The organism is Shewanella cutis, from assembly GCF_022410515.1.
GTDB lineage: Bacteria > Pseudomonadota > Gammaproteobacteria > Enterobacterales > Shewanellaceae > Shewanella > Shewanella cutis.
This window is the reverse complement of record NZ_JACSDI010000011.1, coordinates 105,512-131,253: the sequence shown is the minus strand read 5'-3', so window position 1 is coordinate 131,253 and position 25,742 is coordinate 105,512. Positions and strand designations below refer to the sequence as shown.

Below are 25,742 nucleotides of genomic sequence, written 5' to 3'. Positions count from 1 at the left end.
CTTCATGCTTAAGACATCAAGGACTGAGGTGCTCAGACCTTGATGTTGGCGATTCCTTGTATCGATATCCCCTTCGATAAGCGTCACCTTTGCTGGTTTTGTGGTGAACCCTGTAAAGATTTATTTGAGTATCATGCAACACCGCATGCGCCCCATCCTTCCCTCGCATTACCTTGCTGTTCAGAATGTTTAAAACTGGCAAAACAACATCCCTTAACCTCAATTTGGGACTGCAGAATGGCGGTAAAAGATGCCTTAATGGCTATTTACGCCAAACATTTAGCCATTGGCATTAATTGGACCGAGGCGGAACTCGCCGAATCTGAGTTTTCCTGCAAAGTGTTTGAAGGCTTTAAAAAAAGCGCATGGATGATGTATCAAATCGCCCGCGATAGGATCAACTATCCTGGATGGCCCATTCTAATCGACGGCGTTGAACTTGAATGCCAGCAAGGCAGTGCTCAGTTTGAGTTTGATGGTGTAACTTATTCTTCATTACCTGCTGCCATTCACTATTACAGCAAACAATTTTGCTTAGACGCGGCGTTTTTTGCAGAACTAGTCAGGCTCGTTGGACGACAACGATTTAACTACGCACTTCGGCTTGCACGGATCCATATCGCCGCCGCGAAAGAAATGAAGCGTCAAGTCATCGCCGATGTCAAAGCCGAACTGTGCGAGTAACCTCAATTACGCGTCGCGAATGCCACGCTATAATCGACACCTGAAAAATAACTAAGCCCCAATAGTGTTGATGTTGCTAAGGCGACCGACCCTCTTCAAAGTATTTATTGATTAACTCAGTAGCCCGATTAGCAGTAGCCCAATCAACATAAGTCGCTTGCGCGCTTACATTACACTTTTAACTTGAGTCGCGATTTTAACTCATTATTTACCAAGGATTTGCTTTAACCTGTCCTGCACGACTTCAACCAATAAGTCAGGTTGGAACTTAGAAATAAAGCGATCACAACCTACCTTCTCCACCATAGCATTGTTAAAGCTACCACTCAGGGAAGTATTTAGCGTGATAAATAAGTCAGCCATGGCCTTATCGTTACGAACTTCATAGGTCAGTTTATAACCGTCCATTTCAGGCATTTCGGCATCAGTGATCATCATGAGCAGCTCTTTGGTGACATTCTTACCTTCATCGCGCCATTTTTGCAGTAAATGCAAAGCTTGCAACCCATCGGAGGCTTCGATAATTTCAATGCCGAGTTGCCCAAGGGTTTCACGCACTTGCCGTCTTGCCGTCGATGAGTCGTCAACGATCAGTATTTTCCTGCCGGGCATTTTGTCTAGTAAGCTCTCATCCAACACGCCTTCAGATAGGCTGATATCATAATGGACAATTTCAGCCAACACCTTCTCTACATCAATGATCGAAACCAATTGCGACTGGCCTTGATACTCGATTCGGGTGATTGCGGTAAGATAATTATTCCGGCCCGCCGTTTTTGGCGGTGGCATAATATCGCTCCATGTCATGTTAATAATATGCTCGACTTTACCAACTAAAAAACCCTGCACACTGCGGTTATATTCGGTGATGATCATATTGGCAGTATCATCTGGCGGTACATATTTAAATCCAATGGCTGAACGCAGATCAATCACCGGAATAGACATACCCCGAATATTGGCAACACCTGAAATATGGGGATGACTCCCTGGCATGGCATTGAGCGGGGGTAATTTAACAACCTCTTTGACTTTAAAGACGTTAATCGCAAATAACTGCATCGAGTTAATCCGAAACAGCAGTAGTTCCAATCGATTCTCACCGACAAGATTGGTGCGTTGATCTACCGTTGCCAAAACATTTGCCATAATGCTATTTCTCTACTCTGGAGGAAAAACTTCCCTCAGCTGCTAAGGATTAAGCTAAATTATAGCGGTAAACTCGCAATGAGAACCATGTGATATGTCGATTTTATCTAAAAATTACAATCACTCGGATGCAAGAATGGCGAATTTGCTGAATCAACCATTTGCAGAATAAACATCAATCCCTAACGAAACACAATCTTTGACAATTTAACGCCCCTAAGGGTTAAACAAACCTCTTCTGAGCCAACACCATACCACTCAAATTAAACAAATTCCTGTCGCATACAATTTGAAATCCCACTTGGCGAAGCATATGCAATAATTGTTGATGATTAAACCGATTCTGCTGCGGATGCTCAAAGAGCCGACGACTCAACGGATTGCAAATGGCTGCACGGTAAAGATCTTCTATCACAAAATACCCATTCGGCTTTAACACTCTGGCGACTTCAACAATGGCGGATTGCCAGTCGGGGATATGATGAAACACCGCAAAATTAAACACCATATCAAACTGCGCCTCCCTAAAAGGCAATGCGGTGGCATCGGCAATACTAAATTCAAGCTGTTCTAGCCCATGGATTGAAGTGTGCCAACGAGCCTTAGCAGCACTCACCATCTCAGGATCGAGATCAACCGCAGTGACATGTTCTGCACCAAAATGCTCGCGGATCAAATGAATACCATTGCCAAAACCACAACCGATTTCGAGCGCGTATTGAATATAAGGAAGCGGTTTAGGCATCATTGACGTCAATAACGGCGCTTCAATATGGTTTTGTAACCAAAAACGCAGCGGATGCTGAACCAGCTTTTTCTCGAATGGGTTTAACTTCATCATATCCCCTTAAATGAGTTGGCTATTGCTTGAAGCACTGATCAAATTCTGATGATGGTACGTAATGGTAGAAACTAAAGTTCACCCGAGGCCACTATGAAATTACCTCTTTTTCCCTTGCCCATCTGTCTATTGCCCGAGGGATACACTCAATTACGGATTTTTGAACCTCGATATAAACGTTTGGTGGCTGAATCACTTAAATCAGGCGATGGCTTTGGTCTATGTATGACATCAGAAGAAGTTAACACGCTATATCCGATAGGAACTCTGGTGCATATCATTGACTTTGAGACCTTACCTGACGGCATGTTAGGCGTAAGCATTGAAGGGAAACAACGATTTACCCTCGGCGATATCAGTGTGGAGTCCGATGGCCTAAAGCGTGCGCAAATCAATTTAATCGATAACTGGCCAGCGGCACCGGTTCAAAAAAGCGAAATTTATCTCAGCGACATGTTGCAAAATATCCTTAAAGAGTATCCAAAGCACCTACAACAATATCAAGCGGCACAATTTGATGATATTGCATGGGTTTGCCAGCGTTGGCTTGAGATTTTGCCCATCCGTTCCGCAGAAAAATACACCTGCATTAATGCTATGGACCACCAACTCACACTGGATTTATTAAGAACCGTCATAAAATAATTTACAGTGATCCATTATTAAAAGGGCCACGTATTAGACAACATGCTTATCGAACATTGACAGCGAAGCAGGATTTGAAGCCATGTTCGAACGGGGTTGTACCTTAAATGAAGAGCTCAATAATGGAAAATTTTCAATCACATTTAGCGCAAAATCGCTATGATAGACAGTTATCGCCCCCTATCGAAATGGCCATGGAAAACGATAACCACAATTTATCCGCCGACAAACATATAACGGATATCGATCCTTTGGTGAGCGCCATCATTAAAGTCGCTAATCAAAGGGATAAAGCCGCATTTGGCTATTTGTTCAGCCACTTCATGCCCAAAATTAGAGCATTTGGTCTGCAACGATTAAATCAACAAGGCTTAGCCATGGATTTAGTTCAAGAGACCATGACCACCGTTTGGACCAAATCACACCTATACAATGCGGATAAAGGGTCTGTCGCCACGTGGGTCTTTACCATCATGCGTAACCAATGTTTCGATATGCTAAGACGGGTACAGCATAACCGAGAAGATGCATTTGGTGATGATATCTGGCCACTTTATGACGTTGCTGTTAGCCAAGATAACAACCAAGACCATAAATTAACCGCCAAGTTACTCGTTCATTTAGATGCCCTGCCCCTTGCACAACGCCAAGTAGTGCAAGGCATTTATATGCAAGAACTCACCCAGCAAGAATTGGCAGATGCCCTAAAAGTCCCCATTGGCACTATTAAATCGCGACTAAGATTGGGGTTAGAAAAGCTAAAAAGCTTTTTGGAGACACAACATGATTAAACACCACCCCCATGCAGAATTGCTTCAGGCCCATGCTCTAGGTGAACTCCCCTTATCAATGTCTATCGCCGTCGCTGCCCATTGCGCCTTATGTCAAGAATGCCAAACTCAAATCGCAAAATTGACTGAACAAGCCGCCAAGCTTGTTTTTGTTTCCTCTGGTGATGATGAGGTTCAACACAATGCTTCAAACGAAATTGATGTCGTCGATAATGCCCCATGGCAACAAATGTTATCGAACATTATGGCGCTTCCAGAAAGCACAATGAGTGAACCCTACATAGAATCTTCTGTGACGGTTAGCCACCGAAATACCCGCTACCAAATCCCGAGGGTTTTTCGTCAACATATTGCACAACCATGGCAACAAATTGGCAAAGTCAGTCGGATGCGATTCGACATGGACGAAAAAAATACCCGTGCCAGTTTATTGCATATCGAAGCCTTAGGTGAGATCCCACAACATACCCATAAAGGGTTTGAGTTAACCTTATTATTGTCAGGTGAATTTTCGGATTCAACAGGTCATTATGTTGCAGGTGACTTTATTATTTTAGACGGTAATACTCAACATTCTCCCATAACTCAAACGGGTTGTTTATGTTATACCGTACTGGATGCACCACTCTATTTTACTAAGGGAATTAGTAAACTGTTAAATCCGATAGGAGAGCTCATTTATTAAATTGGCCGCTCATTTACAGTAATGCAAAATTGCTGACATAATGGTCAACAAAGATATAAAATAAAAACATTTCCCGCTGAGCAAAAATTACCCTTGCCAGCGGGGAATTTACTGTTATACTGCACCGCGTCTTGAGAAGTATCTTGTTGTTACCCTTTTTATATCGGTCTGATTCGTATCAAACCTGATCCTCACAAAGAAAGCCTACTACAAGTAAGTCCTGCAAAAATAATGAGTTAGTGATTTCGGCATTGACTCAAAAAAAGTGAACTCTTTAATTCAGCCAATGTCATAGTATTGTCACTTCGCTATGGTCAACTGGGCTAATTGAGATAATCCATTGACACAATCGGTGATTTGCACTAGTTATCAATAGAGCATCTCTTGATTAATTATGGTGGAATGGGTAACCTCAAGACTCATTAGTATCATCTTTCGCAACTATGCTAAGGATATTTTATCGTTATTAATTGCTCACCTAAGGGTGAATTTAACTAAAAGGAGTGTGGCTTATGTCATACAAAATTAACGGTCATGAAATCACAGTGAACTTCCCTGTTGATTCAATTTCAGTAAACAAAACCTCGATTGCTTTTACCGATAGACAAGGTAAAAACAGACAGACTTTTTCAAAGCGCACCGAGGCATTAAACTTTATGAAATGGCTTTTGTCGTCAAATAAATAAGTCTAAATTAAGTACTCATCGAGTACGAATATTGGCATGTTGGTTTATTCGGTTCCCATTTTCCTCGCCATACCGAAATCAACTCGCCTTTATTGATAGCCTAATATCACGATTCGCTATCCTTTCACGTCTATATGACGAACTCGTTTGGTTCAGCCAGTATCTCGCTCACATAGATACACGCTGAACCAAATGTGTATTAATCTAGATCAAACCTATCAACTTTCGCTTCTGCTAATATCTTCACACTTTCCTATTGTGAAGTATTGTTATGTCAAAACCGAATACCAAAACCGCTATTCAACAGCTTATCGCTCAAATCCAGCAAGCCATTCCGCTGAATTTAAATGAAGCACAAATGTGTCAAGGCGAATGTTTAGGTTGTTCTAAAAAAATGCTTGAAATGCTCGATGCTGAAATCAGTTATTGGCAATATACCGATGCAATACCCAGCCTAAAAGATTTAAAAAACCTCGAAAACATTGGCCGTCGTACTTATAAAATTCTTAAACGAAACCAGCTTGTATATTAGCCTCTTGTTTAGCCCCTTGTTCTCACCGTTTTATTACTCTGTGACTAGGGCGTGTTGACGTTTCATGGTTATTTTTGCAGCAATTTGGCTGGCGTTTATGCAAGGCAAAGTCCGTGCTGTGTAGTTATTCTACATAAACGGACGATAACGCAGCAGAAACGTCAGCCAAATGCTGTCCTAAGGGTTCGTCTGGCAAGCCCTTGCTCTTACTTTCTGTCATGAGAGCCGCTCGTCATTTGAGTAGAATAACGACACATCATTCCTCGTTTCGCGAGCACGAGCTTGCCAGAACGAACAAAATTTAATCTCGAAATGTCAACACGCCCTAGCTCATTTAGCGATAACAGTCGTCATGACAGCCAGTATGATTAACGTTGACTGGCAAGCGTATTCACATAAAAACCGCATTGCCAGCCTAATTTCTATTCCATTATCGGTAGTGATTTGAATCGCTACATGCACAAAATGTTAAACCACAATCCCCTTCTTAGCGACGAGATGCTGCCAATCTTGCGCGAATATCTGCCAAAGAATATTCAGTTAATAATTCACCATCGGCAAATACAGGGACAAACTCGCAATGGTTAACATCTTGCCAGCTCGCTTGAGCTTTAAGATAAAATTGACCTTGCGCATCTTTAAATACCGCCACTAATCCCTTAGCAGATTTTTTAGTGCCATCATCGGTTTTAGGATCTTTAAATATTTCTCTGTCTTTACCATCCACTTTCGCAAAGGTCGCTTTCACCGCGTAACCGTCAGTATCTCGGGTCACGTGTTGATAGGTAAAACTGCCAATTCCAAACACAATATTGGTTGATGCAAAACCTTTGGCCTTCAAACCGGCACAAATGGCTTCAGCCCGTTCAATCGTAATTGAATCGCCATAAATCAGTCCGACATGGCTATCGAGTAATTTGTAACCTTTGGCTGTTGTGCTGCCCCCAAAGACATCCCACAAACACTCAATAGCGCCTTTATACTCAGGGCTTCCCACTGACGCTTGTGGATCGCCACAAATGATCTTCACCGGACACCCCGTATCAGGCCTAAACACCACTTTGCCCTCACGGGCAAGAATGCGGTCTTTTAAGGCAACGGTGAACTCTGTCATCACCTGCCAAAAATCCCAAGAATCAGAAACGATACTGACAATACCGCTAGGATAAATATCTTCAATCAGACGGCGGAACGTCTCTAATTCGTTCTCCATGCCACCCGCGCACATCACACTGTGCTCCGTTGCGGCCACACTGCCACCGACAAGTTCTTTATCACTATCGGCAAGGTAATATTGCTCAAGAAAATCAATCGCAGGAATGGTATCTGTGCCCGTAAAACTGAGTAAATGCGCTGCACCGCTCATTACCGCAGCCTCTGCGCCATACATGCCGCGAAAACTAAAATCATGGCCCTGCCAATCAACAAATGCGATGTCACCATCGGTTTCTAGCGCGTAAGTCTCAAATATTTTGCGGTATTGCAGCGCGGTAGTGGCGCTAGTACACATTCCCCACACATTGGCAGAAAGCATCGTTTCGAGATAATTGGTCAACCAAAAGAACCGCTCATCGGTATTGTACAAAACCAGGCAAGGCACTTTTAAGGGATACACTGTTCCTTCAGGCAATGCCATGATTTTAATGGGTAAATAGCCTAAATCATGTAACGCCTCAATATGCTGAGTGCCGACATTATTTGGTCCAAGATAGTTATTAATGCGGCGGGAGAATTGGCGGATCACTTGCTCTTTGGGCTGTTGAAAGAAATCGCGGTTCCAACTGTCAATTAAGTAATGCTTGATAAAATATTGCAGACCAAAAAATACCATCTGCTCAGTATAACCACGACGGGATTTACGGGCGGTCAAGTTACTAAAAATCACTTGAGTATTATCAGGATATTGACGGCGGTGGTCGACTTTGTAGCCATCAATGGCGGTAACGGGATTCAAGTACATCATATTTTCCTTAATGATTCATAAAACGCAAAACAGCATGGCAATGACAGAACTCGCTCGAAATATGTATGGGGACACCTAAACTATCGGTACAAAATAACCTGTCTATGCCCGCCTCGCGCAGAGCCGATTCGCTGGCCTTGTCCTCATAATGTGACACGATCAAAATGACGCTTTGGGCCCCTTTTTGCTTTAACTTGATGGCAAGCTCGATAAAGGTTCTGCCACCAGCACAAATATCATCGACGATTAAGCAGGTTTTACCCGATAAATCATCACAGAACACTTCAGTAGCGATAATATGACCATTGACCACATCACGATGTTTATCGGCCCTGATCACCGGCATTCCCTGTAACGCCTTAGCTAAGCCGAATACTTTCTTATTCGCCCCCGCATCAGGCGAAACTAACACTAGATCACAGGTCAATTGAGCTGCAATCGCGGCGACAAAGCTGTGGTTGTCAATTACCTGCACTCGGTCTAACAATGCGGCGGTGACATCACTGTGCGGGTCAAAAACGCTCACAGAAGCATATTGTTGCTGATTAATCAGGCTGGCATAGACTTTTACTGATAAGGCCTCGCCCACATTACAGATTCTATCCTGGCGGGCGCCCGGCATATAAGGCAGTAACAGATCGATCTGCTCTGCACCGCTGCGGCGTAATGCATCAGTTAACAACAAGAGTTGCATGATGGATTGATCACCACGATAGCCGAAGAAAAGTGTGACGCGTTTCGCTGGAGGAACCAGCAGTTGAACATGATTCTCCCCCGCACCAAATTGAAATAAACGGTAATTAGCCTCATCGCTAGCGGCGGGTAGCTGATAAAAATCGGCTTGTAAGCATTGAGAATTCGAAACAGCTTGAGATGTTTGAATTTGTTGAGACACTTGAATGCGTTGAGACATACTAACCTCCTGTCTATGGCAAGATTACCGCAATTAACGGCGCCCTTGTTTTCTACAGAATCAATAGTGTCTCAAAGACATTAATATGTAAAGTTGATTTTTAGACTATTTATAACGACGCAAACAAACATGATATAGCTAAAGAGCATATAGTGTCCTTTGGACACTATTTATGGGTATGACAACTACAAAGCTGCAATATGGGCGGTGAGTAATAGAAAAACAGAAGACGTTAGGGCAACAGCTGCAATCGAACCGTCTTTACAGGCTAAAAGTCACTATGAATAAGACATAAGCACTCGCTGTTACTCATATTGAGCAAAGCAATATCTTGCTTAAATCCTTATTCACTGTGATCAACATTCTAAATTTCTTAAGAAGCGATACGATGCAGTATCGGATTTCAAGCGGTATAAATTAGCAGGACGCCCCCGTTCGGTGCGCTTCAATCCGGTATCGATCAATAAATCCGCCTGCTCCACTCGCCGACGAAAAGATTTCCCTTGGATAGGCTTACCCAGTAAGACTTCATGTACATGCTGCAGTTCTGGCAAAGTGAAAGGTTCTGAGAGTGCAAAGCCCGGCACTAAGGAATACAAGGCTTTCTGGGTTAAACGTTCGCGCGCTTGCTTGATTAACTGCAAATGATCAAACGCTAAGGGTATCTGTAACACATCCGCTAATGGCCACCACTTAGCATCACTCACTGAATCAATCCGTATTTGACAGGCTTGATAACTCATCAACGCTGTATAACACACAGTCACCGACCAGCCTCGCACATCGCGATGACGATTACCGAGAGTGCAAAGTTGCTCAATATAAGGCGGCACTACTGCCGTTTTTTCCTGCAATTTGCGTAACACCGCTTCCTCAAGGGATTGATCGCAATGTTCATCAATAAAGCCTCCAGGTAATCCCCAAAAACCTAAAAAAGGATGATTTGAGCGTTGCACTAAAAGTACTTTAAGTTGCTGATCATGGTAGGTAAACAATACGGCATCCACTGTCAGTAGCTGAGACTTAAATGCCTTAGGATCGTAATTGGCGAGATATTCCGCTTCAGTCATGAGTATTTTCCATCGTTTGACATCATAAGCTTAACTTAGACATTACAGCGCTTCAAACATATTATGTCTGAGCGTCACTAAGTAAATACTTTGCGCCGTGGGTTTATCTAGTTCGTCCAAATTTACGCAAATAACGTGGCAACATGGTCTCGTTTCCGAGTAAACCACCTTGGTGGATATACATCACAGGGCTTGCGCCCCACTGCGGTAAAAACTTCTCTAACACCATAAAACCTAAGGGATCGTAGAGTAATTCAAACTGCACGCCAGAGGCGCAAATCCGCTGCCACATGGCATAAAACTCCGGATAAAGTTTACCAAAATGATACTTTTTATCCGCATTCAGGATCTGTGGATGCTCAGCAGAATTTGGATTTAACAAATCAAACTGCTGGCGTAAATACGTATCCCCACCAACCACGGCGCAGGTAAACACACGAATGTCACTTTGCTTACGCATAAAATACTGATTTAAAAACAATGCTGTAGTTCCCGTTCCAGCAGGTAAAAACACCTTTAGATCTGTCATCCCCTGCTGCATTGTCCAAGTCTCAATCTCTGCCGCTAACTGGCTCACGCCATATTCTGCATACTGGCAACGGCCACCTTCGGGGATAAAGAGCGCGTTAGTTTCAGCAGGAAGCACTCGCTGCTCAATATAACGTTGGCAATGCCAATCTGACTTACCAGCTTGAACTGAGGTATTAGCAGCAAGCAAATTTGATAGATCTATAACGTTGGTACCATTGGCAATGGCCGCTGCGTAGTTTCCTGTCGGTAAGGTAAGCACTTGGCTGGCAATATGATCCACATAAAAATCACACTGCCACCCTTTGAGTTTGGCTAGCGCCGACAGTGAATACAGTGAATTAGCCTGCGCAGAGCCGTGGCCAATCAGCTTAGTAACTCCCGCAAATTCCTGATCTAAAAAATAGGCAAACTTACGCGCTTTATTACCACTAAACGCAGGATGTAATAAATCATCCCTTTTAAGAAAAATCTCACGGCCTGCAAAGGAAAATGATTCGACGGGGCTATTGGCTAGCATTTATTCACTCTGATGTGGACAAGGTGTTTAGTGTAACGCGAGCTTGGCTAAATCCTTCCTAAGAATTAAGGAAATTCACGAAATTTTAGTCTAACTCACAATCCGCACAGTTAAGTATCCGAGTATCATACTGATAATTAATAATAAATTTTTTGGCACAATTCTCGCTTATTCGATTTAAGCATTAATTAATGATCTTGTGTGCGAGTTGTTGTTTATTGCGCACTGATTTTGGATTAGATAAGGAGTTTTCAATGTCATTACTAAGGTTAATTTTCAATATTGCTTGGTTTGTACTTGGTGGATTTGTGATGGGCCTTGCTTGGTGGCTCGCGGGAATTTTATGTTTTATCAGTATTATCGGTATTCCCTTCGGCCGAGCTTGCTTTGTGATTGGTGAATTGACCTTCTGGCCCTTTGGACAGGAGCAAATGAATCGCCGTCATTTAACTGGCCGTGAAGATTTAGGCACAGGTGCCTTTGGCATGGTCGGCAATATTATTTGGTTCTTACTCTTTGGCATTTGGTTGGCTATTGGTCATTTAGCCCATGCCCTTGCCTGCTTTGTCACGATTATCGGTATCCCCTTCGGGATCCAACATCTCAAGCTAGCGCTGTTAAGTCTAACACCGATTGGACAAACGATTGTCGCTAAAGCGTAAGTCAACTCACACAGCACTACTCTGACTCGGCGGGTAGTGCTGATGAATACCGAGGAATTGCTTGGATTAACTTAGCCTCATGATAGGCAATTTCCTCATCAAGTAAATCAGCGCAATCAACAAGTTGCAGGTCTGCCTTATCTTGATTTAAGCTAATAATATCAAAAAGATAGTGCACGAGTTTTGCGGGCGCATCGATGGTGATGTCGTGGCCACAATAGGCTAACACCATCAATTCCACCTTAAAGTGCTGTGCGAGTGCTTTACTCGATTGCATATTGACCAAGGCATCACGATCGCCACATAAGATACTCACAGGTATAAGTAAAGATGCTGGGCATTGATATCTAAACGCAGCGTATAACTGCCGATACGCATTTGGAAATGCAGGGGAAATTTTTTTGCGGTATTCGCTCCAATGTTCAATCAATCTGGTATCTCGACGGTGACGATAACTGGTTAATCGCACAATGGTGGATTCGATAGGATGTAATTGAACTCCTCGGCACCGCTTAACAAACGCCAGCAAGACATTGAGCAAATTGAATCTGTGATACCAAGGCGACAAATTGGCTGCACTGCTATTAAGCACAAATACATGCTTTACCTGCCAAGGACGTTGTTGCGCCATTTCCATAGCGAGCATGCCACCCATCGATAATCCAAGCAGATAAAATGGTTGTCCCTGTAGGTTTTCATCCAGTTGTTGCCACACGGCTTGGGCATATTTTTCAATACTCAATGGACTTTTTTGGTGACAGAGTAGACCATTACCGGGTAAATCCGGCGTGAATACTGTACACCCCCTTTGCCTAAGCCTTTGATCAAAGCCATTCCAATGACGTTTATCCCGCATTAAGCCCCGCAGTAAAACCCACGTCGTCATCCTAATGTCTCCCGGTACCAATACTGTTGCGCACGTTGTGTAAGTTGAGTGAGATACTCAGGTGTTAATCCTTCAAGCACTCTGGCATAGGCTGTCTCCATCAAAAACTGCATTAATACTGTGTGCCGCCGTAAAATTCTATGGTGCCTGTGCGTTTTTTGCGGATTAAAAAAACCCGCAAAATTAAATATTTGTCTGGGATTCTTTTTTATCCAGGCCCAGGAGCCCATCTCTAAGGTTAACGGTAAAAAGGGAACGCTCGCCTGAGGATCTTGTATATGGTGCTGGCCATAAAGGTAATCCCAAATATCGCCATGGGTACGATAAAACTGGCTCTGCGGCGCAAGTCGGTAATGACCATGATGGGGATAACTTGCATCAAATAGTTGTTTTAAATAAAAAATAAAATGAGCATTTTCAAACGGAGCCTTAGTATGGGCGTAGGGAAACCAGATATGATCCGTCAATCCAAACCCTGAATGTGCATCAAGGGAAATGAGACTGGTGCTTTGCCCGAGTAACTGTTGCACATAGGCCACCAGCCCCGCCGTTTCAAGCTCCATCCCAGGGCCCCCTCGAAACCAAGGCAATTTAGACGATAGCCGCTGACCGCCCACCAGAAATGACACTTTTTCACGGGATTCAATCGGCGCATTGCGCATCAAATCCACCTGGTTACCATTGCCACGCGTTCCCAAGAGCAGACCAACAGGATTCATAACAGGCACAAATGCCAGCCGCACTTCAGTCAACAGTTGCTGTAGATGCTTATCCCAAGTTAAACGTTGCAATAGACTGTTTAATAAGGCCAAGATCACTTGTGAACCAATCCGTTCGACACCATGGACCCCGCCTACAAACAAGACTGTAGGACAAAGACGCTCGGTGCCCCCTAACTCAACGCTGTAGAGCGGAAAATGTTCATGCCGAAATGCGATATCAGCAAGGATCTGATATTTGAGTTTAAGATGGTGAGTATCAATGAGTTGCGATAGAGTATCTAACTCGAAAGGAATGTTATCGAAGGGAATATTATTCATATCATCCTAGAAAATGAGATGAGTGCCAATTCATCACCTTAGGATTGATACTAATAGTGTTACAAGACAGATTTATGACAAAACGCGCCAGCAAACATTTTCGATTGGAGCTGTACTGGATTAGTGATTTAAAGCTTCTTCCTGAAATAATAAATCGCCCATAATGCTTTCAATATCAAGTTTAGCTAAACCTTGGTCGAACATATCCCGCCAACGTCGCCCCTCTTCTGTATTACGAAATGCGACATAAAGTTGCTTATTGGCAATAAGTTGTCGATTCACCTGCAACTTATCTGCAAGCGGCTGAAGGTGGGGTTGTTTAAGTAGATAATGCAGCACATTAATATCAATCACAGCACCATCAATACGACCGGCCGCCACCTTTCTGATATTTTGCTCATCGGATGTAGCCGCTTCTACAGGTTGATTCCCTGAAGCAATCATCAAATCCAGCGAATCAGTATTCACATAATCCTTCACGACGCCCAGGGTGTAACGGTTCAAATCGGTTAAATGAAGCCAACTGATGGGATGAGATTTTTGCTCGACAATACCTAATGGGCCAATACCAATTGGTTTAGAAAAAATAAACTTATCGGTTTCAAAATAGTATTCTGGAAAATAGCCAATGTAGTCAGAGCTCGGCATTGCCGCTAATTTAATCGCACGAGTCCAAGGATAAAAATCCACAATAAGTTGTTGATCCATTTGCGCAAACGCCGCACGAGCTACTGCAACACTTGCCCCTTCTTGTACAAGTTGATAGCCAGCATACGGCGGCCAAAGCAAAGATGTTAGCTTTACGGTATCGGCCTGCGCACTCTGTACGGTACTAAATCCTACGTAAAACAGCAGAAAAAACCATCGAACCATAAAGCCTCCCGTATGAATATTAGATCAGCAATACTTCAGGCAACGTTTAAGACTCCTTGTCGACAATATCATCAATTATAATCCCACTTATTTCCAGCATAGTGATTTTTTGTTACATCTTTGCTCTTAAGGAAAATTCATTTCAGGGAGTAGACTGCGATGAGTGAGTGATATCCTTTATCAATAAGGATAATGGTCTTGGGTTATTGTTTGAGCCTAAGTGGGGATAATAGATGCAAATTTTATTCAAAGACAATTGTTCCAGCACAAGCAAAATCAATATAGCTCAAATACTTATTACCTTGCTCGGTATCGTTCTAACCTTGTTAGGCGGGATCTTTCTACTCTTGCCAGGACCTGGATTGCTATTAATCCTTATCGGCTTAACCCTATTGAGCACTCAATATCGATGGGCTAAACGTTGGCTACGCTTAAGTCAGCGACAATTAAGTAAAAGTGCCGCTTGGCTCGATGACAAAATGCGAAATCGTTTCCGTTAAGGTTTACCCTACCCTGTAAAAAATAAACCCAAACTTTTTGGCTTGGGTTTATTTCGCATTCATCGCCTATTAGGCATTAATATCTTCGTACAACTCTTGATACATCAACTCACGCATTTTGAATTTTTGGATTTTACCCGTAACAGTCATTGGATATTGGTCCACAAATTTGATGTAACGCGGCACTTTAAAATAGGCGAACTTTTCAGTGAGGAAATGACGAATATCTTCCTCTTTGATCGTCGCCCCTGAGCGGACCTTGATCCAAGCACAGACTTCCTCGCCATATTTATCACTGTGTACCCCAAACACCGCAGCATCCTGCACATCTTTATGGGTATAGAGTTTTTCTTCAATTTCACGAGGATAGATATTCTCACCACCGCGAATAATCATATCTTTAATACGGCCAACGATTTGCACATAACCCTGTTCATCCATTTGACCAATATCGCCAGAATGTAACCAACCTTCGCGGTCAATTGTAGCCGCGGTTTTTTCAGGATCATTCCAGTAGCACTGCATGATGCAATACCCTCGGCTACACACTTCACCGGGCTGATTAATCGGCAGCACTTCGCCAAATTCATCGACAATTTTCACCTCGGTATGGGGTAACGCACGGCCGACAGTGAGAACACGCTTCTCCACTGGAGAATCGATTTCGGTAATGTGATTCAGCGGGCTACACTCAGTTTGGCCGTACCCAATTAACACTTCCTGCATATACATTAGCTGTTGTACACGGCGCATCACTTCTTCAGGGCAAGTCGCCCCCGCCATCACGCCCGTACGTAACGAACTGAGATCAAAACGTGTAAATTCAGGATGTTCTAGTTCGGCAATAAACATGGTGGGAACACCGTGCAGCGCGGTGCAGCGCTCGCGCTCAACCACTTCTAAGGTGGTCAGTGGGTCGAAGGAATCTCCCGGAAATACGGCTGCTGCGCCCTTAGCTAAGCAAACGAGGTTACCTAACACCATGCCAAAACAATGGTATAAAGGTACCGGGATGCAGAGCTTGTCGTTACAAGTAAACTTCATCGCCTCGGCCACTAAGTAACCGTTATTCAAGATGTTATGGTGGGATAAGGTCGCCCCTTTGGGGCTGCCTGTGGTGCCAGAGGTAAATTGGATATTAATCGTATCATAAGGACTAAGCGACTCAGCGATTTGCTCGAGCGCTGCCCTGTCATCAGGCGTCACGTCAACCAATAAATCATCAAAGTTCAACATGCCGGGAGACTTTTCAGCCCCCATGCGGATCACAAACTGCAACTCGGGCAACGTTTTGGCCTGTAATTGCCCAGCGTTACACTCCATAAGCTCCGGTGCTAACTCGTAGAGCATCTGCAAGTAGTTACTGGATTTAAATTTGTCAGCGCAGATCACCGCTCGGCACCCCACGTTAGTCAGGGCATATTGTAATTCTTCAGGCCGATAAGCGGGATTAATGCACACCATGATGGCGCCAATTTTGGCGGTGGCAAACTGGGATAAACACCATTCAATATTATTAGGTGACCAAATACCGACCCGATCACCGGGGCCTATACCCAATTTGAGTAAACCTGTGGCAAGGGCATCAATTTGCGCAAGATATTGACGGTAATTCCAACGAATATCTTGATGGTTAACGACAACTGCTAACTGTTCGGGATAGGTGCTAGCGATATCGTCAAGGTATTGCCCTATGGTTTTTTCAACAAGTTCCGGGGCATTAGGCCCCCGGAACTCACTGTATTTAAGGGGACTAATGGTTTGATTAGTTGCTTGAGTGATTGAAACAGACATTAAGGCCTCCGTGCTTTTTATTATGATTAGCGGGGTTAAAACTAACCAATCCACGGAATATGTCACAAGCAAAAAAGCACGGTATTAGACTAAAGAGTAAGGTCATTCCCTCCCCACAAAGCCCACATTAACGGCTAATATACGCAACTGGCTTGTTGGATGCAGGCGACTCTAAACGCTGCAGGCGCTCCATAATGGCAAACAATACTCCTTGACGGCGCATATTTTCTAACACGCCTGGGCTGAAAACCTCTAAGCGTGTCATCGCGGTTAATAGCAGGCGACATTGGGTAGCACTCGCCTCTTGAATATATGCAGGCTTATCAACTAAGTAACTGTTGTTATACCAATAATCCCAAGTGAAATTAGCCAGTAACCAGCCCTGCGAGGTTAAATCGCTAATAAATTCCAACATACGCTCACGATGTATACTCACATCACCCGCGGTGAAATCCTTAAGATATTTAGTGTATAAGCCGCAGTTTGTGGTCATTTCTGAAGTTTCCATAGCACACCTCACTGTCTCAATATCACTCTTACGAAGTCGGGTTTTGATAAAAATTAGATTGGGACCAAAAACGGCCAACTTTGCAACTATCCGCGGCGCTATTGCACCGCCGCATAATGCATACCAGTCTCAATAATGGCAACAGGGTAAGCGGTGTTAACTGAACACTGACTTAACGCTCCAGATAATGGCTCTGAATACGGTTATCAGAATACGGTTAACTGTGAGGCACACAGAAAGTAAGATAAACTCAAGGAATTAACGCAATAAAATGGCTATTTCTATGAAGGATGAAAGATGAACTATTGGCTTATGAAATCGGAGCCCGACGAATTTAGCATCGAAGATCTTAAAGCAAGACCCAATCAAACCGAACCCTGGTTTGGGATACGTAACTACCAAGCGCGTAACTATATGCGCGATGTGATGCAAATTGGTGATAAGGTATTTTTTTACCATTCAAGCTGCAAAGTACCCGGTATTGTCGGCATTGCCGAAGTGGTAACAAATGCTTATCCTGACAGCACAGCCTTTGATCCCGAATCAACCTATTTTGACCCTAAGTCAGATCCTAGCAACCCAAGATGGCTAAGGGTCGATATTCGCTTTGTGGAACAATTTAAGCAAATCATTCCACTGAGTTTGATTAAAAGCTTGCCACAATTAGCTGATATGTACTTAGTATCCAAAGGTTCAAGGCTGAGTATTCAACCCGTTACCGCTGAGCAATGGCAAGCCGTACTGATGCTCACCCGATAACACCTTATATTGAGCTAAAATTCACCCATACGAGGTTGAATTTAACAGGGAGGAAGAAAGTATGAATAGATTCACCACTTCACTGATTGGCGGAGTCGTTTTCAGCTTAATCGCCCCGATAGGCGCTTTGGCAAAACACGATAATGATAAAAAGGACAAAGAGTTACCCCCTGGCTTACAGAAGAAAGTCGATAACGGCCAACCTCTCCCGCCTGGGTGGCAGAAAAAACTGCGGCGAGGCGATATCTTAGACTACGACATTTATGATCGCGGGCGCGTGGTTGTGCCCTTAGACAAAGATGGCAGGATCAGCATCCAAGTTGAAGGCTCTATCATTAAGCTGGATGAAAAGAGTCGCAAAATCCTTGATATCGTCAATATCATTACTGATTAGGCGCAACACTTATGGGTACGCTCTACTATTTTTAGAGCGTACCATCGTTGCATACAAAGCTTTTATCCCACTTCCCTTGGCTTTCTTTCGATTGCCACATCAATATTGCTATATTAACAACGCATGTTACAACTAAGTAACATGCTGATATTTATCATATCTTTACGCTCTGCAGTTTGGTCGTGAATCGGTAGGATGTTAGACTCTACAAATATTAAGCTGCACATAAACATAAAATGAAATGGCTACCGCGGTGCGCAATAACTGAAGTCATATCGATGCTAAGCATCTTAAAACCTTCGCGTATAACACTGCTTCGACTCAATAAAACAAGCATCAAAAAAGCCGTTATGTCGCCAATCTAAAGGGATGATGCGCTTGAAGTATAAGCCGAATTGCATGCATCCCATCCAAATAATGATCGCAAACTGACGCTGGATTTTGAATATGGAACAGACTTCACTTCAACGAGTTAAGCAAGCGATTGTTGCGGGATTCTGGGCATCTTTGGCCAGTATTGTCGTGGGTTTTCTATTCAAACTTTGGTTAGCACAATGGGTAGCCAAAGCCGATCTTGCACTCTATCACACTGTTATCGATATCATTTCCTTGTCGCTGATCCTGATGACAGGGTTTCGCTCCTCTATGGTGGTAACCTACTCACAAACCAAACAAGATGTGGATATCACCAATATATTCCGCTACAGCTTAATCGCAATGGTGCTGCTCGCGTGGGGCGTTGTGCTACCTTATATCAAACACAAACTCCACCTTAATGTAGAATATTTTCAATTGGTTGGCATTATTTTGAGTATGGGACTCAAGGTCTATTTCACCAATCAAATCGCCATGTACCGGCTATATGCCATTTCCAATCGCGTGACATGGCTTGAGCCGCTTGCGCAAGTGACCAGCTTTTTATTTTGTTTTTATGGGTTACAACAAACTGCCATTGCATCTCTCTTTTATAGCATGACACTGTCATCGCTTATCGTTGCTTTATATATGTACTTAACACGGCGTAAGGATATCGCCACACCGCCCTTAACTGCAGTGCATTTTGATACAGATTTACGCAATTTTATGAAGAAAAGCCTAACAGCCTCGATGGAAGCGGGTGCCAGTATCTTGATGATTTACATTACCGTACTACTGACGATTGCGTATTTCAGCATAGATGAGCTAGGGGATTTCCAAGTAGTAGTGCGGCCGATGATCACATACCTCACCCTGCTTTTTGTCTTCCCCATTTACCGTTTTGTACTACCCGAAGTCGCAGTGTGCGTGCGAGAAAAACGCTTTGAGGAAGTTCAGCAAATTAAATCATGGCTGACAAAGGTTTCGTTGTGGATCAGCGGAATATTTTTCGTGGTGATGTTATTCGCGAGTAAGCCATTGGTTGCTTGGTTATTCCCCGAGCAATACCTTAAAGCGGCCCCAGTGTTAATGCATTTTTCTATGTTCTTTATCTTTATGATGCTTAATGGCTATCAGTTAGCCAATCTCAAAGCCCATGGCTATTTTACCCATAGCCTACTCATCCGCCTTAGCGGTATCCTCGTACTGATTGGCACTTTCTACGCTTATCGACTGTATACAGAAAATGTTGTAGCGGTGATTTTGGCCTTAGGCACAGGTTATTTAATGATGTATTTGATATCGAGACAGGTTGAAAAGCAGATTCAGCAAGGTCTTAAACACAAATAAAACCCGCTTAAGCAAACCAAAAACGACAATAAAAAGGCATCTCAAGAGCTTGTTTGGGATGCCTTACCAATAGAAAGCGCGATGACTCGATTTTACGGTTTATGTCGATTCGACCGATAACTTAACGGCCATCAATCATACGACCAAGACCACCGAGGACTGAACCTTCGCCGCGGTCGCTACCACCCGCTGATGGTGCATGAGCAATAATACGATCCGCCATCCGTGAGAACGGCAGACTCTGTAACCATACCGTGCCATGGCCTTTTAAGGTGGCTAAAAATAGTCCCTCGCCACCAAAAAACATCGATTTTAACGAGCCTGCGCGCTCGATATCGTAGTCAATGCCAGGGGTAAAACCGACGAGACAACCGGTATCGACCCTTAAGGTTTCACCTTTCAGTTCCTTTTTAATCAGCGTGCCACCCGCATGGATAAACGCCATGCCATCGCCTTGTAAACTCTGCAAAATAAACCCTTCACCACCAAAAAAGCCCGTACCTAAACGGCGGTTAAACTTCATGCTAACGCGAGTTCCGAGGGCTGCAGCAAGAAAACTGTCTTTCTGGCAAATCAGCTCGCCACCATATTGGGCGAGATCGATAGCTAAAATCGTACCGGGATAAGGCGCGGCAAAGGCGACTTTGCGTTTTTGATGCCCGAGGTTAGTAAAGTGCGTCATAAAGATACTCTCCCCAGCCAACGCCCGTTTACCTGCCCCCATCAATTTGCCAAAAAAGCCTGAATCCGGCTCGGAGCCATCGCCCATTTTGGCCTCGAAGCTAATATCCTGCTCCAGATAATTCATTGCCCCCGCTTCGGCAATCACAGTTTCGTTGGGGTCAAGTTCGACCTCAACCAACTGCATACTGTGGCCGATAATTTCATAATCCACTTCATGACAACGTCTAGACATACGATTCCCCTTTACTCTGGCAGTCCTTATTGGCTGGGCGACCACATCCACATCGCCCCAATTCTGTGAGCCACTTTATGACATAAAATGTCAAAAGGCGATTAATTTTTATCTCAATTTTGCAGCAGAAAGTTGTTTCAAAACATGACAAGTAGCAGCGGATTAACCTAAACCCACCCCATTAAACTGCTCTGCCTTAGCAAATTCCTCTAGGATCAATTCAGTAAACAGCTTACCCGCACGGCCCAGGGGGCGCTCAAGGGTCGACACTAATTGGGGGATAAAGGTATAACGACTGCCACCGACAAAGTCGACCTCCACCAACTCACCGCTCAAAAGTTCCGCTTGCACTAAAAAGTCTGGTAGCCAGCCAAAGCCGAGTCCTTTTAATAACGCATTCTTTTTCATAATAAAACCAGAAAGATAAAACACTTTATCGCCACCGAATTGCAGCTCATCACGGTAAGTTTTATTGGGGGAGGAATCTTCGATGGTCAGCTCAACATGCTGCTGTAACTCAGGCAGACTGATTTTTTTTAATAGTGCCAGCGGATGTGAAGCACTCGTCACCAGCACGCTAGTAATCGCTGGCAGCGGCTGTGGGTGATAATAGGGGCCAGTGCGGTAGTCTTTAACCAACATCAGATCCGCATTATCACGTTCGAATCTATGCTGCACACCGCCGAGAAACTCCATGTTGAGCTGAATTTTCGTCGGGATTTGATGCTCAGCCATTCGTTTAAGCGCAGTCATAATCGGCTCCATCGGCAAGGCGCCATCGATCACTAACTCCAGTTTTGGTTCCCAACCTTCACTAAAACGACTGGCAAGATGTTCAATATTGGCAAGGTGTTGTAACAGTCTTTGCCCCTCGGCCAAGATCACCCGCCCTTCACTCGTCAGCTCGGCGCGGTATTGGTCACGGCTAAAAAGTTGCACACCTAAATGTTCCTCTAGCTTTTTGACCTGATAGCTAACCGCCGATTGCGCCTTGTGTAAACGCTCGGCAGCCTTAGCAAAACTGCCCTCTTCCACTAACACTTGCAGGACATTAAAAGCATCAATATCGATGCGCATGGGGACTCCTTGGCGCGAATAAAAATGTCACGCAAACGCTACGAAGCGTAAAGCAGTTAATACCATCTATTTTTTAGATGGAGATGACAGATTTATTATTCTTTTTTTTGTTCATCTAAGCAACTAAATTGATAAGAAGATCACAGTAATGCAACTTGCAACATAACAATAAGCCCTGTAGAGCACTGCTCGCAGCGCATAAAACTCAAGGATCCACCATGCCATTTTATGTGAAACAAGGCCAAGTACCCCATAAGCGCCATATCGCATTTGAGAAGGAAAACGGCGAGCTATATCGTGAAGAGCTGTTTTCAACCCATGGTTTTTCCAATATTTACTCGAATAAATATCACCACAATATGCCAACTAAGGCGCTTGAAGTCGCTCCTTACCGCCTCGGTCACGGTGCCCAATGGGAAGATTCTTTAGTTCAAAACTATAAATTGGACTCTCGCACGGCCGATCGTGAAGGCAACTTTTTCAGCGCCCGCAATAAAATCTTTTATAACAATGATGTGGCACTTTACACCGCAAAAGTCACCCAAGACACCGCTGAGTTTTACCGCAATGCCTACGCCGATGAAGTGGTCTTTGTGCACGAAGGTGAAGGCACGCTCTACAGTGAATATGGCACCCTAGAGATTAAAAAATGGGACTACTTAGTGATCCCACGCGGCACCACACATCAGCTCAAATTTAACGATTACAGCAATGTACGTTTATTCGTGATTGAAGCCTTTTCAATGGTGGAAGTGCCTAAGCATTTCCGTAATGAATACGGCCAGTTACTCGAATCAGCGCCCTACTGTGAACGCGATTTGCGCACGCCCGTTTTGCAAACTGCCGTGGTTGAGCGTGGCGCATTCCCGCTGGTATGTAAATTTGGTGATAAGTACCAACTGACAACACTAGAGTGGCATCCGTTTGATTTAGTGGGCTGGGATGGCTGTGTTTACCCTTGGGCATTTAACATCACCGAATACGCGCCAAAGGTAGGGAAAATCCATTTACCGCCTTCGGACCATCTCGTGTTTACCGCCCACAACTTTGTGGTGTGTAACTTTGTGCCGCGCCCCTACGATTTCCACGAGCGCGCCATTCCCGCGCCTTACTATCACAACAACATCGATAGTGACGAAGTGCTGTACTACGTTGATGGCGACTTTATGAGCCGCACCGGGATTGAAGCTGGCTACATCACCCTACATCAAAAAGGCGTGGCGCACGGCCCGCAGCCCGGCCGCACCGAAGCCTCGATTGGCAAAAAAGAAACCTATGAATATGCAGTGATGGTGGACACCTTCGCCCCACTGAAACTAACCGAACATGTGCAAAATTGCATGAGTAAAGACTACAACCGCTCCTGGCTAGAAAACTAACGCTGCACCGCAGCTTGAGTGAATGGCTTAACTAAGCCGACTAGCCGTAAGTCACCACAGTTTACAAAGCAACAAGAGTGACTGCGTGTTGAATTAATCAAGAGGAACAGATCATGGCAAGCGAACTCAATCCACTGGGCTTACTCGGTATCGAATTTACCGAATTCGCCAGCCCCGACAGCGATTTTATGCACAAAGTGTTTATCGACTTTGGTTTTTCACTGCTGAAAAAAGCCAAAAATAAAGACATTTTGTACTACAAACAAAATGATATTAACTTCCTGCTCAACAAGCAGCGCGAAGGCTTCTCTGCTAAGTTTGCCAAATCCCACGGCCCTGCGATTTGCTCTATGGGCTGGCGTGTAGAAGATGCCAGCTTTGCTCACCGTGTGGCGGTGGAGCGTGGTGCAAAACCCGCCGATGATGCCAACAAAGATCTGCCCTATCCGGCGATTTATGGTATTGGCGACAGCTTAATTTATTTTATCGACACCTTTGGTGCCGACAACAATATCTATGCCACTGACTTTGAAGACTTAAGTGAACAAGTTATCACCCAAGAGAAAGGCTTTATTGAAGTCGACCACTTAACCAATAACGTCTACAAAGGCACCATGGAGCATTGGGCCAACTTCTACAAAAACATTTTTGGTTTTACCGAAGTGCGCTACTTCGACATCAGCGGCGTACAAACTGCACTGGTGTCTTACGCCCTGCGCTCACCCGATGGCAGCTTCTGCATTCCGATTAACGAAGGTAAAGGCAACGATAAGAACCAAATCGATGAATACTTGAAGGAATACAATGGTCCAGGCGTACAACACTTAGCCTTTAGAAGCCGCGATATCGTTAAATCTTTGGATGCGATGGAAGGCAGCTCTATTCAATGCTTGGATATTATTCCTGAATATTACGACACCATTTTCGATAAAGTCCCGCAAGTGACCGAGAACCGTGAACGTATCAAGCATCACCAAATTCTGGTGGACGGTGACGAGTCAGGCTATTTATTGCAGATCTTCACTAAGAACTTGTTCGGCCCGATTTTTATCGAAATCATTCAACGTAAGAACAACTTAGGTTTTGGTGAAGGTAACTTTACCGCACTGTTCCAATCGATTGAACGCGATCAAATGCGCCGTGGCGTGCTTTAATCGCAGCCTTTAATCTCATAAAAAAGAAAAACGGTACGCACTGCGTACCGTTTTTCTTGCTAAAAATATCGACTTCGCCGTCAAGGTGCAAACCAATTACTCGACATTAACGTTCCTGTGATAATCCACATCGATAGGTTTGATAACCTTACAAGGGTTACCTGCAGCCACGCAGTTCGACGGAATGCTCTTATTCACGACACTACCAGCACCGATGACACAATTATCGCCAATGGTCACACCGGGTAACACAGAGACGTTTCCACCCAGCCAGACATTATTACCGATTTGAATTGGCGCGCCGTATTCAATTGTCTGCCGCGCAATAGGGTCGATAGGATGCGTCGCAGTTGAAATCATCACATGAGGACCAAACATCACGTTATCGCCAATCAAAACGGAGCAAACATCCAGTATGGTTAAGTTGTGATTAGCATAAAATTGCTTACCGATATGGATGTTGTAGCCGTAATCGCAAAAGAAATTAGGCTCAATGTGAGCGCAGACAGGAATATCGAGCAGGCCACGAAGATGCGTCATACGCGCATCAAGCAAAGTCGGATCGGCCTGATTAAACTGATGGCAAATAGATTTCGCCCGCATCCGCTCAGCCAATAACGCATCATCCCAAGCCTTATAAGGCTGGCCCGCCAACATTTTTTGTTTCTCAGTCATGGTATTGTCAACATTCGGTCAATAATGGCTTCACCCTAACAATCGATTGATGAAAGTTCAAGGACTGCCTCATAGGCGATTGAGTGCCCTCTAATGGCATACCATTTAGCTAACAGCCAATGTACATCACATTCAAGCATTCAATATCAATCGAGACCAAAGACATTATCTTTGTTGCTCATAACACTAGGGCGTGTTGACGTTTCAGGGTTGTTTTTGCAGCAATTTGGCTGGCTTTTATGCAAGGCAAAGTCCGTGCTGTGTAGTTATTCTGCATAAACGGACGTTAACGCGGCAGAAAAGCCAGCCCAATGCTGCAAGCCCTTGCTCTTACTTTCTGTCATAAGAGCCGCTCGTCATTTGAGTAGAATAACGACACATCATTCCTCGTTTCGCGAGCACAAGCTTGCC

The 25,742-nt window shown here is 44.1% G+C and carries 27 protein-coding genes; 13 read left to right on the top strand and 14 right to left on the bottom strand.

Annotated features, from left to right (window positions below; translation table 11 throughout):
* The first annotated feature begins 42 nt into the window (after positions 1-42).
* Entirely contained in the window at positions 43-684 is a 642-nt protein-coding gene (locus H9J30_RS14825) for a hypothetical protein (RefSeq protein WP_240131685.1), read from the top strand.
* A 204-nt stretch (positions 685-888) separates the two neighbouring features.
* On the opposite strand, the gene H9J30_RS14820 is transcribed toward H9J30_RS14825, so the two are convergent.
* Positions 889-1,833, bottom strand: coding sequence for a chemotaxis protein CheV (locus H9J30_RS14820; protein WP_240131684.1), 945 nt, complete (start codon positions 1,831-1,833; stop codon positions 889-891).
* 223 nt (positions 1,834-2,056) lie between these two features.
* Positions 2,057-2,671 (bottom strand): class I SAM-dependent methyltransferase, encoded by a 615-nt coding sequence (locus H9J30_RS14815; protein WP_240131697.1) that lies wholly within the window; start codon positions 2,669-2,671, stop codon positions 2,057-2,059.
* Between the two features lie 96 nt (positions 2,672-2,767).
* Between H9J30_RS14815 and H9J30_RS14810 the strand changes: the two genes are divergently transcribed.
* The 5 genes from H9J30_RS14810 (at position 2,768) to H9J30_RS14790 (ending at position 6,013) form a co-directional block, all read left to right on the top strand.
* Positions 2,768-3,319 carry an LON peptidase substrate-binding domain-containing protein gene (locus tag H9J30_RS14810; RefSeq protein ID WP_240131683.1) on the top strand — a complete coding sequence of 184 codons (552 nt, stop codon included), beginning with the start codon at positions 2,768-2,770 and terminating at the stop codon, positions 3,317-3,319.
* 122 nt (positions 3,320-3,441) lie between these two features.
* Complete coding sequence (locus H9J30_RS14805) at positions 3,442-4,110, top strand: sigma-70 family RNA polymerase sigma factor (RefSeq protein ID WP_240131682.1); 669 nt, start codon at positions 3,442-3,444, stop codon at positions 4,108-4,110.
* Positions 4,103-4,795 carry a ChrR family anti-sigma-E factor gene (locus H9J30_RS14800; RefSeq protein WP_240131681.1) on the top strand — a complete coding sequence of 231 codons (693 nt, stop codon included), beginning with the start codon at positions 4,103-4,105 and terminating at the stop codon, positions 4,793-4,795. The genes H9J30_RS14805 and H9J30_RS14800 overlap by 8 nt, the downstream gene beginning before the upstream one ends.
* A gap of 512 nt (positions 4,796-5,307) precedes the next feature.
* Positions 5,308-5,481, top strand: coding sequence for a hypothetical protein (locus tag H9J30_RS14795; RefSeq protein WP_011072074.1), 174 nt, complete (start codon positions 5,308-5,310; stop codon positions 5,479-5,481).
* Between the two features lie 271 nt (positions 5,482-5,752).
* Entirely contained in the window at positions 5,753-6,013 is a 261-nt protein-coding gene (locus H9J30_RS14790; RefSeq protein WP_240131680.1) for a hypothetical protein, read from the top strand.
* A gap of 487 nt (positions 6,014-6,500) precedes the next feature.
* Here the strand turns inward: H9J30_RS14790 and H9J30_RS14785 are convergent, their stop codons facing one another.
* From H9J30_RS14785 to H9J30_RS14770, 4 genes are all read right to left on the bottom strand, one after another.
* Entirely contained in the window at positions 6,501-7,976 is a 1,476-nt protein-coding gene (locus tag H9J30_RS14785; RefSeq protein WP_240131679.1) for a nicotinate phosphoribosyltransferase, read from the bottom strand.
* Between the two features lie 7 nt (positions 7,977-7,983).
* The gene (gene prs, locus H9J30_RS14780; RefSeq protein ID WP_240131678.1) at positions 7,984-8,889 is read right to left on the bottom strand and encodes a ribose-phosphate diphosphokinase; all 906 of its coding nucleotides are present in this window, start codon (positions 8,887-8,889) and stop codon (positions 7,984-7,986) included.
* Positions 8,890-9,245: 356 nt separating this feature from the next.
* The gene (locus H9J30_RS14775; protein WP_240131677.1) at positions 9,246-9,959 is read right to left on the bottom strand and encodes an NUDIX hydrolase; all 714 of its coding nucleotides are present in this window, start codon (positions 9,957-9,959) and stop codon (positions 9,246-9,248) included.
* Between the two features lie 103 nt (positions 9,960-10,062).
* A complete protein-coding gene (locus H9J30_RS14770) occupies positions 10,063-11,007 on the bottom strand; it encodes a pyridoxal-phosphate dependent enzyme (RefSeq protein ID WP_240131676.1) in 945 nt (314 codons plus the stop codon).
* A gap of 254 nt (positions 11,008-11,261) precedes the next feature.
* On the opposite strand from H9J30_RS14770, the gene H9J30_RS14765 reads away from it, so the two are divergent.
* On the top strand, positions 11,262-11,669 hold the full coding sequence (locus tag H9J30_RS14765; RefSeq protein WP_011072069.1) for a YccF domain-containing protein: 408 nt from the start codon (positions 11,262-11,264) through the stop codon (positions 11,667-11,669).
* A 16-nt stretch (positions 11,670-11,685) separates the two neighbouring features.
* Here the strand turns inward: H9J30_RS14765 and H9J30_RS14760 are convergent, their stop codons facing one another.
* From H9J30_RS14760 to H9J30_RS14750, 3 genes are all read right to left on the bottom strand, one after another.
* Positions 11,686-12,555: an alpha/beta fold hydrolase gene (locus H9J30_RS14760; RefSeq protein WP_240131675.1), complete on the bottom strand. Its 870-nt coding sequence runs from the start codon at positions 12,553-12,555 to the stop codon at positions 11,686-11,688.
* Positions 12,552-13,595, bottom strand: coding sequence for a M14 family metallopeptidase (locus H9J30_RS14755; protein ID WP_240131674.1), 1,044 nt, complete (start codon positions 13,593-13,595; stop codon positions 12,552-12,554). The genes H9J30_RS14760 and H9J30_RS14755 overlap by 4 nt, the downstream gene beginning before the upstream one ends.
* Positions 13,596-13,715: 120 nt before the next feature.
* On the bottom strand, positions 13,716-14,468 hold the full coding sequence (locus H9J30_RS14750) for a substrate-binding periplasmic protein (protein ID WP_240131673.1): 753 nt from the start codon (positions 14,466-14,468) through the stop codon (positions 13,716-13,718).
* Positions 14,469-14,701: 233 nt separating this feature from the next.
* Between H9J30_RS14750 and H9J30_RS14745 the strand changes: the two genes are divergently transcribed.
* Entirely contained in the window at positions 14,702-14,968 is a 267-nt protein-coding gene (locus H9J30_RS14745) for a PGPGW domain-containing protein (RefSeq protein WP_240131672.1), read from the top strand.
* Positions 14,969-15,037: 69 nt separating this feature from the next.
* On the opposite strand, the gene H9J30_RS14740 is transcribed toward H9J30_RS14745, so the two are convergent.
* The gene (locus tag H9J30_RS14740) at positions 15,038-16,762 is read right to left on the bottom strand and encodes an AMP-binding protein (protein ID WP_240131671.1); all 1,725 of its coding nucleotides are present in this window, start codon (positions 16,760-16,762) and stop codon (positions 15,038-15,040) included.
* A gap of 127 nt (positions 16,763-16,889) precedes the next feature.
* Positions 16,890-17,270 (bottom strand): DUF6508 domain-containing protein, encoded by a 381-nt coding sequence (locus H9J30_RS14735; RefSeq protein ID WP_240131670.1) that lies wholly within the window; start codon positions 17,268-17,270, stop codon positions 16,890-16,892.
* Between the two features lie 297 nt (positions 17,271-17,567).
* Here H9J30_RS14735 and H9J30_RS14730 point away from each other — a divergent pair, with 297 nt between their 5' ends.
* From H9J30_RS14730 to H9J30_RS14720, 3 genes are all read left to right on the top strand, one after another.
* Positions 17,568-18,029, top strand: coding sequence for an EVE domain-containing protein (locus H9J30_RS14730; RefSeq protein ID WP_240131669.1), 462 nt, complete (start codon positions 17,568-17,570; stop codon positions 18,027-18,029).
* 61 nt (positions 18,030-18,090) lie between these two features.
* Positions 18,091-18,423, top strand: coding sequence for a hypothetical protein (locus H9J30_RS14725; protein ID WP_240131668.1), 333 nt, complete (start codon positions 18,091-18,093; stop codon positions 18,421-18,423).
* 447 nt (positions 18,424-18,870) lie between these two features.
* Positions 18,871-20,130, top strand: coding sequence for a lipopolysaccharide biosynthesis protein (locus tag H9J30_RS14720; protein WP_240131667.1), 1,260 nt, complete (start codon positions 18,871-18,873; stop codon positions 20,128-20,130).
* 121 nt (positions 20,131-20,251) lie between these two features.
* Here the strand turns inward: H9J30_RS14720 and H9J30_RS14715 are convergent, their stop codons facing one another.
* On the bottom strand, positions 20,252-21,046 hold the full coding sequence (locus H9J30_RS14715) for a TIGR00266 family protein (RefSeq protein ID WP_240131666.1): 795 nt from the start codon (positions 21,044-21,046) through the stop codon (positions 20,252-20,254).
* A 162-nt stretch (positions 21,047-21,208) separates the two neighbouring features.
* Positions 21,209-22,123: a LysR family transcriptional regulator gene (locus tag H9J30_RS14710; protein ID WP_218738415.1), complete on the bottom strand. Its 915-nt coding sequence runs from the start codon at positions 22,121-22,123 to the stop codon at positions 21,209-21,211.
* Positions 22,124-22,341: 218 nt separating this feature from the next.
* Here H9J30_RS14710 and H9J30_RS14705 point away from each other — a divergent pair, with 218 nt between their 5' ends.
* Together H9J30_RS14705 and hppD are read left to right on the top strand one after the other, a co-directional pair.
* Complete coding sequence (locus H9J30_RS14705; RefSeq protein WP_240131665.1) at positions 22,342-23,502, top strand: homogentisate 1,2-dioxygenase; 1,161 nt, start codon at positions 22,342-22,344, stop codon at positions 23,500-23,502.
* A gap of 113 nt (positions 23,503-23,615) precedes the next feature.
* Entirely contained in the window at positions 23,616-24,656 is a 1,041-nt protein-coding gene (gene hppD / locus H9J30_RS14700) for a 4-hydroxyphenylpyruvate dioxygenase (RefSeq protein WP_240131664.1), read from the top strand.
* A gap of 96 nt (positions 24,657-24,752) precedes the next feature.
* Here hppD and H9J30_RS14695 read toward each other — a convergent pair whose 3' ends face one another.
* On the bottom strand, positions 24,753-25,331 hold the full coding sequence (locus H9J30_RS14695) for a sugar O-acetyltransferase (protein WP_240131663.1): 579 nt from the start codon (positions 25,329-25,331) through the stop codon (positions 24,753-24,755).
* Positions 25,332-25,742 lie beyond the last annotated feature (411 nt).